At 72.1% G+C, this 11,875-nt stretch carries 9 protein-coding genes; 6 read left to right on the forward strand and 3 right to left on the reverse strand.

Annotated features, from left to right (window positions below):
• Nucleotides 1–24 precede the first annotated feature (24 nt).
• Nucleotides 25–1,044, forward strand: coding sequence for a nitronate monooxygenase (locus ACIOGZ_RS17070; protein ID WP_400986325.1), 1,020 nt, complete (start codon nucleotides 25–27; stop codon nucleotides 1,042–1,044).
• Between the two features lie 17 nt (nucleotides 1,045–1,061).
• Here ACIOGZ_RS17070 and ACIOGZ_RS17075 read toward each other — a convergent pair whose 3' ends face one another.
• Complete coding sequence (locus ACIOGZ_RS17075; protein WP_363627452.1) at nucleotides 1,062–2,531, reverse strand: aminopeptidase P family protein; 1,470 nt, start codon at nucleotides 2,529–2,531, stop codon at nucleotides 1,062–1,064.
• A gap of 213 nt (nucleotides 2,532–2,744) precedes the next feature.
• Here ACIOGZ_RS17075 and ACIOGZ_RS17080 point away from each other — a divergent pair, with 213 nt between their 5' ends.
• Genes ACIOGZ_RS17080 through ACIOGZ_RS17100 form a run of 5 tightly spaced genes read left to right on the forward strand, consistent with a single transcriptional unit; the run spans nucleotide 2,745 to nucleotide 8,424 of the window.
• The gene (locus ACIOGZ_RS17080) at nucleotides 2,745–4,496 is read left to right on the forward strand and encodes an ABC transporter substrate-binding protein (protein ID WP_363583855.1); all 1,752 of its coding nucleotides are present in this window, start codon (nucleotides 2,745–2,747) and stop codon (nucleotides 4,494–4,496) included.
• A 13-nt stretch (nucleotides 4,497–4,509) separates the two neighbouring features.
• The gene (locus ACIOGZ_RS17085; protein ID WP_363627453.1) at nucleotides 4,510–5,469 is read left to right on the forward strand and encodes an ABC transporter permease; all 960 of its coding nucleotides are present in this window, start codon (nucleotides 4,510–4,512) and stop codon (nucleotides 5,467–5,469) included.
• Complete coding sequence (locus ACIOGZ_RS17090) at nucleotides 5,466–6,452, forward strand: ABC transporter permease (protein ID WP_363583851.1); 987 nt, start codon at nucleotides 5,466–5,468, stop codon at nucleotides 6,450–6,452. Before ACIOGZ_RS17085 ends, ACIOGZ_RS17090 begins: the two co-directional genes overlap by 4 nt.
• Nucleotides 6,452–7,450 (forward strand): ABC transporter ATP-binding protein, encoded by a 999-nt coding sequence (locus tag ACIOGZ_RS17095; protein ID WP_363583849.1) that lies wholly within the window; start codon nucleotides 6,452–6,454, stop codon nucleotides 7,448–7,450. Before ACIOGZ_RS17090 ends, ACIOGZ_RS17095 begins: the two co-directional genes overlap by 1 nt.
• A complete protein-coding gene (locus tag ACIOGZ_RS17100) occupies nucleotides 7,447–8,424 on the forward strand; it encodes an oligopeptide/dipeptide ABC transporter ATP-binding protein (RefSeq protein ID WP_363583847.1) in 978 nt (325 codons plus the stop codon). Before ACIOGZ_RS17095 ends, ACIOGZ_RS17100 begins: the two co-directional genes overlap by 4 nt.
• 119 nt (nucleotides 8,425–8,543) lie before the next feature.
• Here the strand turns inward: ACIOGZ_RS17100 and soxR are convergent, their stop codons facing one another.
• Complete coding sequence (gene soxR / locus ACIOGZ_RS17105) at nucleotides 8,544–9,119, reverse strand: redox-sensitive transcriptional activator SoxR (RefSeq protein ID WP_400986328.1); 576 nt, start codon at nucleotides 9,117–9,119, stop codon at nucleotides 8,544–8,546.
• Between the two features lie 240 nt (nucleotides 9,120–9,359).
• Nucleotides 9,360–11,732, reverse strand: coding sequence for an immune inhibitor A domain-containing protein (locus ACIOGZ_RS17110; protein ID WP_363627455.1), 2,373 nt, complete (start codon nucleotides 11,730–11,732; stop codon nucleotides 9,360–9,362).
• Between the last annotated feature and the right edge of the window lie 143 nt (nucleotides 11,733–11,875).

Genomic DNA, 11,875 nt, shown 5'->3' on the forward strand with positions numbered 1-11,875 from the left:
CCGGAGTGGAGGACCCCGATGGCCATGCGTCTCGATGAACTTTCCGTGCCGGTGATCGGCGCGCCGATGGCGGGCGGGGCGTCCACCTCGGAGCTGGTGGCGGCGGTGAACCGGGCCGGCGGGCTGGGGTTCCTCGCCGCCGGGTACCGGAGCGCCGCCGCGATGGCCGAACAGGTCGCGCTGGTCAGGGAGTTGACCGGTGGGCCGTTCGGCGTGAACCTGTTCGTCCCGGCCCCGCCCGGCGATCCGGCGGCCGTCGCCGCCTACCGGGAGCGGCTGCGGCCCGAGGCCGAGCGGTGGGACGTGGCGCTGCCCGAGGAGATCGGGCCGGATCGGGACGACTGGGAGGCCAAGCTCGCCGTGCTGCTGGCGGACCCGGTCCCGGTGGTCTCGTACACCTTCGGCCTGCCGACGCCGCAGGAGGCGGCGGCGGTCCGCGCGGCCGGGTCGTTCCAGGTCGGCACCGTCACCACGCCCGCGGAGGCGCGGGCGGCGGAGGCGGTCGGGATGGACGCGCTGTGCGTGCAGGGCCCGGAGGCCGGCGGGCACCGCGCCACCCACCGGATCGGGGACGAGCCCGGTGACGTCCCGCTGCTGGAGCTGCTGCCCGCCGTCCGGGCGGTGACGGCGCTGCCGCTGATCGCGGCCGGCGGGCTGGGCGACGGTCCGGCGGTGGCGGCGGCGCTGCGGGCCGGGGCGGCGGCGGTGCAACTGGGGACGGCCCTGCTGCGCGCCGACGAGGCCGGCACCTCGGCCGCGCACCGGGCGGTGCTCACCGAACTCCCGGAGACGGCCGTCACCCGGGCCTTCACCGGCCGCCCGGCCCGCGGCCTGCGCAACGCCTTCATCGACCGCCACGGCCCGTACGCCCCGCCCGCCTACCCCGAGGTGCACCACCTCACCCAGCCGCTGCGCGCCGCCGCGACCCGCCGCGCCGACCTCCAGTCCATGCACCTCTGGGCGGGCACCGCCCACCACCTGGCCCGCACGGGCCCGGCGGCGGACCTGATCGCGGAGCTGTGGGCGGCGGCACGGGCGGTGTGAGCGGCCGCTCCCCGGGCTCAGCCGAGGAGGTCGGCCATCCAGGATTCGATGGCGGGGGCGGTGCGGGGGAGGGCGTGGGACATGAGGTGGGCGCCGTCGGGGGTGATGACGAGGTCGTCCTCGATGCGGATGCCGAGGCCGCGGAGTTCGAGGGGGAGGGTTTCGTCGTCGGGCTGGAGGTAGAGGCCGGGTTCGACGGTGAGGACCATGCCGGCTTCCAGGGTGCCGTCGAGGTAGCGGTCGGCGCGGGCCCTGGCGCAGTCGTGGTAGTCGAGGCCGAGCATGTGGCCGCTGCCGCAGAGGGTGTAGCGGCGGTGGAGGCCGTTGTCCTCGGCGAGGGACTGTTCGGCGGGGATGCGTAGGACGCCCCAGTCGGCGAGGCCTTCGGCGATGACCCGCATGGCGGCGTGGTGGAAGTCGCGGAAGCGGGCGCCGGGGCGCAGCGCGGCGATGCCGGCGCTCTGGGCGGCGAGGACGAGGTCGTAGGCCTGCCGTTGGACGGGGGTGAAGGTGCCGCTGAGCGGGAGGGTGCGGGTGATGTCGGCGGCGTAGAGGGTGTCGGTTTCGACGCCGGCGTCCAGCAGGAGCAGGGAGTTCGGGTCGAGGGCGCCGTCGTTGCGGATCCAGTGCAGGACGCAGGCGTGGGCGCCGGAGGCGGCGATGGTGGTGTAGCTGGTGCCGTTGCCTTCGGCGCGGGCGCGCAGGTCGAAGACGCCCTCGATCCAGCGTTCGCCGCGGGGGTGGCGCAGGGCGGTGGGCAGGGCGCGGACGACGTCCTGGAAGCCGGTGACGGTGTGGTCGACGGCGAGTTGGAGCTGGCCGATCTCCCAGGTGTCCTTGACCAGGCGCAACTCGGCGAGGACGGCGTCGAGTTCGCCGTCCCGCGTGGTGTGGGCGCCGGGGCGTCCGGTGCATTCGTCGACGAGGGGGTCGGTGCCGGCGAGGACGCGGGTGGGCGGCTGGGGGCCGGCGAGGAGTTTGTCGAGGTCGTCGAGGTGTTCGGTGCGCAGTCCGGTGAGCGCGGCGGCTTCGGCGAGGTCGGGGCGGCGGCCGACCCAGAACTCGCCGTAGCGGCGGTCGCGGTAGAACTCGGTGCCGTTGGCGTGCTGCCGGCCGCGGGGGGAGCGGGGGCGCAGGTACAGGACCGGCTCGTGGCCGTGGGGGCCGGTCGGTTCGAGGACGAGGACGTGGTCGGCCTGGTCCTCGCCGGTGAGGCCGGTGAGCCAGGCGTAGGCGCTGTGCGGGCGGAAGCGGTGGTCGAGGTCGTTGCAGCGGACCTTCAGCCGGCCGGCGGGGACGATCAGCCGCTCGCCGGGGAAGGCGGCGGAGAGGCGGGCGTGGCGGCCGGGGAGGCGGTCGTGGCCGGGGACTCGCTGGTCGGCGGGGAGGGGGGTGGCGGCCCAGCGGGTGCCCATGAAGGCGTCGAGGGCGGGGGAGACGGGGAGGTCGTGGCTCCCGGTGTTGAGGCCGGTCTGTCGGAGGGGCACCGGTGAACTCCTAGGTGGGGAGGGGGTGGTGTGGCCCGGACACAGCTCGGTAACGGGGGGCGTCACCTCTTGTGCAGTGCAATTTCACATTACTATGTTACGGGTCACACCGCGGAGCGGCCAGACCTCGAAGGTCGCCTCCCGGTCGGGCCCCGGATCACCTCCCGGGGCGGACACGGGCTTCACGGCAGGCCCCCCACAGCGGAGTTGCACATGACCAGGCGCACCCACGCCGCCCTCGCGGCGGTCCTCGCGGCGACCCTCACCCTCGGCCTCGGGGCCTGCAAGAACGACAAGAGCGACAGCGGAAGTGACGCCGCGCCTTCCAACGGCCAGGGCCCGGGCGCCGCGTCCGGTTCGGTCATCGGCGGCACCCCGGTCAAGGGCGGCACCCTCAACGTCCTGACGAACCAGGACTTCGCCCACCTCGATCCGGCCCGCAACTGGACCGTGCCGCACATGGACTTCGGCACCCGGCTGATCTACCGCACCCTGACCACCTTCAAGTCCGAGCCGGGTGCGGCGGGCAGCGAGATCGTCCCGGACCTCGCCACCGACCTCGGCAAGTCCAGCGAGGGCGGCAAGGTGTGGACCTTCACCCTGAAGGACGGCCTCAAGTACGAGGACGGCACGCCGATCAAGTCCGCCGACATCAAGTACAACGTCGAGCGGTCCTTCTCCCCGGACCTCACCGGCGGCCCCGACTACGCCGTCCAGTACCTGGCCGGCGGCGAGAACTACAAGGGCCCGCTCACTGGCGAGCACCTGGCGAGCATCGAGACCCCGGACGACAGGACCATCGTCTTCCACCTGAAGCGCCCGGTCGCCGAGTTCTCGGACACCGTCACCCTCCCGACCTTCTCCCCGGTGCCGCAGTCCCAGGAGAAGGGCACCCAGTACGACTCGCGGCCGTTCTCCTCCGGCCCCTACAAGATCGACACGTACGACCGGGGCAAGCAGCTGACGCTGGTCCGCAACACCAACTGGGACCAGTCCACCGACACCGTCCGCAAGGCGTACCCGGACAAGATCGTGGTCACCCAGGGCATCAAGGGCGGCCAGGCCGACGACCGGATCATCGCCAGCGACGGCGCCGACGCCAACGCGATCGAGATGCCGTGGATGGCCCACGAGTCCGTCTCCAAGGTGCTGACCAAGCCGGACGTCAAGGCCCGCATGGCGGCCGAGCAGACCGGCTGTACGGACATGCTGTACCTGAACACCGCCAAGGCGCCCTTCGACGACCCGAAGGTGCGCGAGGCGATGATGTGGGCGGTCGACCGCGAGGCGCAGGTGACGGCCTTCGGCGGCCCGGCGATGGCCGACGTGGCCACCTCCTACCTCCCGCCGTCGCTGACCGGCGGCGCCAAGGCGGACCCGCTGAAGATCCCGGCCGCCGGCGACCCGGAGAAGGCCAAGGCGATGCTCAAGGACGCGGGCAAGACCGACCTCAAGGTGTCGATCACCGTCTCCCTGGGCGACAAGACCCGCGCCGAGACGATCCAGCAGTCGCTGGCCAAGGCCGGTGTTCAGGTCACCGTGAACACCGTCGACCCGTCCGCCTTCACCGACACGCTCGGCGACACCAAGAACGCCCCCGAGCTGACCATCAACGGCTGGTGCCCGGACTACCCGTCCGGCGCGACCTTCCTCCCGTTCATCTTCGACGGACGGACCATCAAGGAGAAGGGCAACCAGGGTAACTACAGCCAGTTCAAGGACCAGGCCACGATGGACCGGATGGACCAGATCGCGGCCATGACGGACGTCAACGAGGCCAACAAGGCCTGGCAGCAACTGGACGAGGACCTGCTGAAGAAGGCCCCGGCCGTCCCGTTGATGTGGCAGCGCCGCCCGCTGCTGGCCGGCACCAACGTGGCCGGCGCGTTCGGGAACTCCGGCTACGCCGGCATGATCGACCTGGCCGTGGTCGGCCTCAAGGACCCCGCCAAGGGCAAGGGCTGAGGGGCCGTCGGCGATGAGTACAACCACTGAGCCCGTCGCCGTGGACTCCACGGCGACGGGCCCCGCGAAGGCCACCGGGCGCGGCCCGTGGCGGCTGGTCTGGGACCAGCTGTGGGCCAAGGGATCGGCCCGCTTCGGCCTGATCACGGTCGGCGCCTTGCTGCTGCTGGCCGCCCTGGCCGGCCCGCTGAGCTCGCTCGGCGGCTGGTCCCCCGAGGAGTTCGACAAGCGCGCCATCGACCCGTACCTGGGCGGCATGCCTCGGGGCGACTTCGGCGGCATCAGCGCCCGGCACTGGCTGGGCGTCGAGCCGATCACCGGGCGCGACCTGTTCGCCCGGGTCCTGCACGGCGGGCAGGTCTCGCTGCTGATCGCGTTCACCGCGACCGCCGTCGTCGTCATCACCGGCACCCTGGCCGGCATCGCGGCCGGCTACTTCGGCGGCCGGACGGACACGCTGCTGTCCCGGCTGATGGACCTCACCATGTCCTTCCCCTCGCTGATCTTCATGATCGCGATGATGTCGGTGGCCAAGGACGTCAACCGGATCCTGCTGATCACCCTGGTGATCGGCCTGTTCACCTGGCCCGGCATCGCCCGCGTCGTGCGCGGCCAGACCCTCTCGCTCAAGCACCGCGAGTACGTCGAGGCCGCCAAGGTCGGCGGGGCGCGCTCCTGGCGCATCCTCACCCGGGAGATCCTGCCGAACGTCTCCGGCCCGATCATCGCCTACACCACCCTGCTCATCCCCGGCATGATCGCCACCGAGGCCGCGCTCAGCTACCTCGGTGTGGGCGTCCGCCCGCCGACCTCGTCCTGGGGCCAGATGATCGCGGAGAGCATCGTCCACTACGAGACCGACCCGACGTACTTCCTGATCCCGACGGCTTTCCTGTTCGTCGCCGTGCTCGCGTTCACCCTGCTCGGGGACGCGCTGCGCGACATCCTCGACCCCCGGGGAGGCCGGTCGTGATCCTCTACCTCGGCCGCCGACTGCTCGGCGTGGCGGGCATCCTGCTCGCCATCTGCGCCATCACCTTCACCATCTTCTACCTGCTGCCGAACGACCCGGCGGCGGCGGCCTGCGGCAAGACCTGCAGCCCGGAGCGGCTCGCCGACGTCAAGGCGGCGATGGGCCTGAACAAGCCGATCTGGGAACAGTTCCTCGCCTACCTGGGCGGCATCTTCGCCGGTCGCGACTACGGCAGCGGCCCGAGCGCCGTGCACTGCGGCTTCCCCTGCCTCGGCTACTCGTACGAGTACGGGCTGCCGGTCTGGGACCTGCTCGTCGACCGGCTGCCGGTGTCCATCTCGCTCGCCGTCGGCGCGGCGGTGCTCTGGCTGGTCCTCGGCCTCGGCGCGGGCGTCACCTCGGCGCTGCGCAAGGGCAAGGCCTCCGACAAGACGCTGATGGTGCTCTCGGTCGGCACCGCCTCGTTGCCGGTCTACTTCACCTCGATCATGCTGATCTGGGGTGTCGTCCGTACGGCCGGGCTGCTGCCCTACCCGGCGTACCACAAGTTCACCGAGAACCCCTTCGAGTGGGCCTCCAACCTGCTGCTGCCGTGGATCGCCCTGGCCCTGCTGTACGCGGCCATGTACGCCCGGCAGAGCCGCAACTCGATGATCGAGGCGATGGCCGAGCCGTACATCCGCACCGCCCGGGCCAAGGGCCTGCCGTCGCGGACGGTCACGGTCAAGCACGGGCTGCGCGCCGGGGTGACGCCGATCCTCACCATCTTCGGCATGGACCTCGGCGGCCTTTTGGCCGGTGCGGTCATCACCGAGTCCATCTTCGGCCTGCCCGGCGTCGGCCGGCTGTTCTACGACGGTCTGGGCCGCTCCGACCAGCCCGTGATCCTCGGCGTCACCCTGCTCGCGGCCTTCTTCATCGTCGCGGCGAACCTGCTGGTCGACCTGCTCTACGCGTTCGTCGACCCACGAGTGAGGTACTGATGACTCTCTTGGAGGTCGAGGACCTCAAGGTCTCCTTCGACACGCCCCGCGGCACCGTCCGGGCGGTGGACGGCATCTCCTTCGCCGTCGACGCCGGGCGGACCCTCGGCCTGGTCGGCGAGTCCGGCAGCGGCAAGTCCGTCACCTCGCTCGCCGTCATGGGCCTGCACCGCGGCGCCGCCGTCACCGGCTCGATCCGGCTCGACGGGATGGAGCTCAACGGGCTCGGCGAACGGGAGCTGGGCACCGTCCGGGGCCGCCGGATCGCGATGATCTTCCAGGACCCGCTGTCCAGCCTGCACCCCTTCTACACCGTCGGCGAGCAGATCGCCGAGCACTACCGGGTGCACTTCAAGGCCAACCGCAGGGCGGGCCGCGCGCGGGCGGTCGAGATGCTGGCCGAGGTCGGCATCCCGGAGCCGGCCCGGCGGGTCGACGAGTACCCGCACCAGTTCTCCGGCGGCATGCGCCAGCGCGTCATGATCGCCATGGCGCTCGCCTGCGAACCCGAACTGCTGATCGCCGACGAGCCCACCACGGCCCTCGACGTCACCGTCCAGGCGCAGATCCTCGACCTGATCGCCCGCATCCAGCAGGAGCGCGGCCTCGGCGTCGTCATGATCACCCACGACCTCGGGGTGGTCGCCCGGGTCGCCCACGAGGTGCTGGTCATGTACGGCGGCCGGGCCGCCGAACAGGCCCCGGTGGACCGGCTGTTCGCCACCCCCGGGCACCCGTACACCCGCGGCCTGCTGGACTCGCTGCCGCGCCTGGACGACACCGACGACGCCCCGCTGCGGGCCATCCCCGGCAGCCCGCCGTCGCTGATCGCCCCCGCCCCCGGCTGCTCCTTCGCGCCGCGCTGCGCCCGCACCAGCACCGCCACCGCCGAGGAGCACGCCCGCTGCCTGGCCGACCGCCCCGAGCTCGGCCCGCTCGGCCCCGGCCACCAGGCCGCCTGCCACCTGCCGCTGGTACCGGAAGGAGCCCGGCCATGACTGAGAACCTGCTGTCCGTACGGGACCTGGTGAAGACCTTCCCCGGCCGACGGAGCCGCACCGGCCGGCCCGGCGCCCCGGTCCGCGCCGTCGACGGCGTCAGCTTCGACGTCGGCAAGGGCGAGACGCTCGGCCTGGTCGGCGAGTCCGGCTGCGGCAAGTCCACCACCGGGCGGATGATCGTCCGGCTGCTCGACCCGACCTCGGGCACCGTCACCTTCGACGGCACCGAGATCGGCGGGCTCTCCCAGGCCCGGCTGCGGCCGCACCGGCGGCACCTGCAGATGGTCTTCCAGGACCCGTACTCCTCGCTCAACCCCCGGCAGACGGTGGCCCGGATCATCTCCGAGCCGCTGCTGCTCCAGGGGTCGAGCGCGGCCGACGCGCGCCGGCGGGCCGGCGAGCTGATGGAACTGGTCGGGCTGATCCCCGAGCAGATCGACCGCTACCCGCACGAGTTCTCCGGCGGCCAGGCGCAGCGCATCGGCATCGCCCGCTCGCTCGCCACCTCGCCGAAGCTGGTCATCGCCGACGAGCCGGTCTCCGCGCTCGACGTCTCCATCCAGGCCCAGGTGGTCAACCTGATGGAGCGGCTCCAGCAGGAGCTCGGCCTGGCGTACGTGTTCATCGCGCACGACCTCTCGGTGGTCAAGCGGGTCTGCGACCGGGTGGCGGTGATGTACCTCGGGCGGATCGTCGAGATCGGCGACAAGGCCGAGGTGTACGGCAGCCCGGCGCACCCGTACACCAAGGCGCTGCTGTCCGCCGTCCCGCTGCCCGACCCGGCGGCGGAGCGCGCGCGGGAGCGGATCGTGCTGCTCGGCGACCCGCCGAGCCCGGCGAACCCGCCGTCCGGTTGCACCTTCCACCCGCGCTGCCCCAAGGCGCAGGAGATCTGCCGCACGGACCGTCCGCTGCTGCAGATCGCCGGGGCGGGTAGCCGGCAGGCGGCCTGCCACTTCCCGGAGGCCTGAGGCCGACCACATAGAGCCGCCGTACCGCCCAGTTGCCCCCACGCCGGGCGGTACGGCACCCAACGGGCGAGGGACGCGATCCCTCGCCGCAGACGCCCGGTCGGGCGCGGCGGGGAACCTCACGAGGGCCGCGTCCGACCGGGTTCCACCGTTTTCATGGTCCGGTTCACGGTCCGGTTCATGGTCCTGCCGTTCTCATGCTCCGGCCTTTCTCGCGGTCCGGACGGCCCGCCCGCCTCGCCCGCCGTGCCCGGCAGCAGCCGGCGCGGGCCGGGCCCCTCGGCGGCCAGTTCGTCCCCGGGGTTGAGCACCCGGCAGCGGCGCAGCGACACGCAGCCGCAGCCGATGCAGCCGGTCAGCTCCTCCTCCAGCCGCTCCAACTCGGCCCGCCGGGCGCGCAGTTGTTCGGCCCAGCGCCGCGAGATGCGGTCCCAGTCGTGCTTGCCCGGCATCCGGTCCTCGGGGAGCCCGGTGAACACCTCGGCCACCTCGGAGAGCGGGATGCCGAGCCGTTTGGCGACCAGGATGAGCGAGATCCGGCGCAGCACGTGCCGCCGGTAGCGGCGTTGGTTGCCCGGCGACCGCTCGGAGGAGATCAGCCCCTGGTCCTCGTAGAAGCGCACCGCCGAGGTGGCGATCCCGGCCCGCCGGGCCACCTCGCCGACGCTCAGCAGGTCGACCGGTGCGGTGTCCATGCCTGCTCCTCGACTCCTTGACTTCAAGTCCTGTTGAAGATCTAGCGTACCGGACGTGGTCGGATCGTTCGCTGCGCAGAGCATTACTGCCGTTGCCGAGCAGGACAGTTGTCCCCTGGAGTCGGCGCCGAACGGCCCCGCCCGAGGTCGGCGTGAACCGTTCGCCGGGCGCGGTGAGACCCACGAGCCGGCCCCGGGTCCCTTTTCGTCGGGGGGACCCGGGGCCTTCGCTGTGGGTTCCTACGAGGCCGGGCCGACCCGGACGGTGGTGATCCGCCCGCCCTGGGACTCCCGGACGACCTCGATCCTGGTGTTGGTGTCCGGGACCTTCACCGCGAGCTGCGGGAGGGCCGGGTCGGTGTACGTGCCGGTGTGGTCGTTGAAGACCGGGACGGCCGGCTCGGACGGGATCCGCACCGCGACGCCGCCCTTGTGCAGCGTGAACGCCGTGGTCGGCCTGAGCGAGAACGGCGCGTCGTAGGTCTGCGCCCGCCCGTTGACCAGGGTGCCGTCGGCGAAGCGGACCGCCGCCGGGTGGGCGTCGATCGGCAGGATCAGCCCGCCGCCGGGGTGGTCCTTGGTGTTGTTGTCGCCGTACGCGGTGTCCCACAGCCAGAGCAGGACGCCCTCCTGGTACGGGTAGGTGTCGACGACGTCGGCCTTGCCCGCGACGCCGGTGTACCCGAAGTTGTACGGGCCGGTCTTCAGGAACGCGCCGTAGCCGGTGTAGCGGCGGTTCTCGGCGAGGTAGGCGCGCGGGTGCTGCTTGACGGCGGTGCGGCCGGTGATGACGGTGAAGCCGGTGGCGGTCCAGCCGTTGGCGCCGTTCTCGGCGCCGTCGGCGAAGAGCTCGGTGCCGCCGGCGGTGATCCTCACGGCGTCGACGAGCACGCCCCGGCCGTGGGTGTTGCCGTCCGAGGTGGCGTGGAAGCGCAGCCGGACCTGCTGGCCGAGGTAGCTGTCCAGCGGGAGGTGCAGCTTCCGGTAGGTGCCCGAACTGCCGCTGAGCCCGGGGGTGTTGGCGTTGGTGTTGCCGATCGGTGCGCCGTCGACGGTGCCGCCCAGGGCCGTCCAGTGCTTGCCCTGGTCGGTGGAGGCCTCGACGGTGAGGAAGTCGTAGTCCTGCTCGGTGTCGTACCAGGCGGCGGCGTCCAGGGCGGCCGGGCCGGTGGCGGTGCGCAGGTCGACGTCCCGGCTGAGCGAGTTGTCGAGGTTGTCGCCGGTGTCGCTCCACCACTGCCTGGCGCCCTCGTACGGGTCGGCGAGGTCGGTGCTGGTGGTGCTGTCCGGCAGGTGGACGAGCAGCGCCTGGGCCTGGTCGGTGTTGTAGCCGCTCACCCCGAGGGCGTGGCTGGACCGGGTGGCGGCCTGCGCCTCGTCGTAGTCGAGCCAGCCGAACTGGAGCTTGCTCCAGGCGTCGAGGTCGCCGGGGTAGCCGCCGGTGGTGTTCGGCCCCTTGCCGAGGTAGGAGCCGGAGGACATCAGCGACCAGAAGTTGACGCTGTTGTCGCCGCCGTTGGTGCTGTACAGGTCGGGCAGACCGAGGTTGTGGCCGTACTCGTGGGCGAACAGGCCGACGCCGCTGTTCTCGCCGGCCTGGACGTAGTCGTAGACGTAGAGGCCGGTGTCGCCGACCGGCGCGCCGCCGATCTTGTTGCCCTCCGGGCCGGTCCGGCCGGTCGCGTCGGGGAAGGTCCAACTGCGGTGCGCCCACAGCGCGTCGGCCCCCTGGGCGCCGCCGCCCCAGGTCTCGTCGACGCCGGCGTGCACCACGATGACGTTGTCGAGGTAGCCGTCGGGCTGGTTGAACTCGCCGGTCCTGGTGTGGTCGTAGCGGTCGTAGACGTCGTACTGGGCGAGCTGCGCCTTGATGTCGGCCACGCTGCGGCCCTTGGCGATCTCGCCGTCGTACCAGGCCTTGACGGCGTCCCGGATGAACTCCTGGCCCTGGGTCCAGGCGCCGGAGCCCTGCGGGCCCTTGTTGCTGCCGTAGCGGGCCTCGTTGTACGGGACGGTGACCCAGTCGCTGACGGTGCCCTGGACGTCGTAGCGGCCGGAGGACTGGGTGCGGTAGTAGTTGCGCATGGACACGGCGCCGGGCGTGTCGTCGAAGAACATCTTCTGGTAGTAGCCGCGGTCGAAGTCCGGCTCCCACAGCGTGTGGTTGTCGCCCTTGCCCGGCTTGGGGATCTGGTCGTGGCGCGGGCCGGGGGTGCCGCCGTAGCGGGGCTGGCCGTTGTACTGGGTGGTGTTGTCGACCTCGTCGCCGAACTGGGCGAGGATCACGAAGACCTTGTCGGTGCGCTGGTGCGCCAGTTGGACGTAGTCGTTGCCGACCTTCACCTTGGCGGGGGCCCGCTTGCCGGCGGTCTTGGCGACGGCGCCCTGGTTGAGCTGCTCCAGGGCCTTGGTGCGGAGCGCCTGGCGCTCGCGCTCCTGGGGGGCGAGCGGCGCGGGCGGGGCTTCGGCGCCCTGCTCCGCCGGGGCGGCGGCGATCGTGGCGGGGGCGGTCGTGGCGGTGAGGGGAGCGGCCTGGGCGGGGGTGCCCAGCAGGGTGGCGGCTATCGCGCTCGTGGTGAGCGCGGCCGCGAGTGCGGCGGACAGTCTGCGCAACTGACCGGTCCTTTCCGGGGGATGGGGGTCCCGGGCTTCCGGGCGGTCCGGGCTTCCGGGCGCCCCGGGTGGTCCGGGTGGGAGTAATCGTTCGGTGAAGCGCAGGTAATATTTCACATGTCACGGGTCACGTGGAAGAGGTG

The organism is Kitasatospora sp. NPDC088160 (assembly GCF_044741445.1).
Classification (GTDB): domain Bacteria; phylum Actinomycetota; class Actinomycetes; order Streptomycetales; family Streptomycetaceae; genus Kitasatospora.

What these genes read in the sequence shown, in the direction of transcription:
- ACIOGZ_RS17085 (WP_363627453.1), top strand. Translation starts at nt 4,510, where the DNA reads ATGAGTACAACCACTGAGCCCGTCGCCGTGGACTCCACGGCGACGGGC.
- soxR (WP_400986328.1), bottom strand. Translation starts at nt 9,119, where the DNA reads ATGGACACCGCACCGGTCGACCTGCTGAGCGTCGGCGAGGTGGCCCGG.
- ACIOGZ_RS17100 (WP_363583847.1), top strand. Translation starts at nt 7,447, where the DNA reads ATGACTGAGAACCTGCTGTCCGTACGGGACCTGGTGAAGACCTTCCCC.
- ACIOGZ_RS17095 (WP_363583849.1), top strand. Translation starts at nt 6,452, where the DNA reads ATGACTCTCTTGGAGGTCGAGGACCTCAAGGTCTCCTTCGACACGCCC.
- ACIOGZ_RS17070 (WP_400986325.1), top strand. Translation starts at nt 25, where the DNA reads ATGCGTCTCGATGAACTTTCCGTGCCGGTGATCGGCGCGCCGATGGCG.
- ACIOGZ_RS17080 (WP_363583855.1), top strand. Translation starts at nt 2,745, where the DNA reads ATGACCAGGCGCACCCACGCCGCCCTCGCGGCGGTCCTCGCGGCGACC.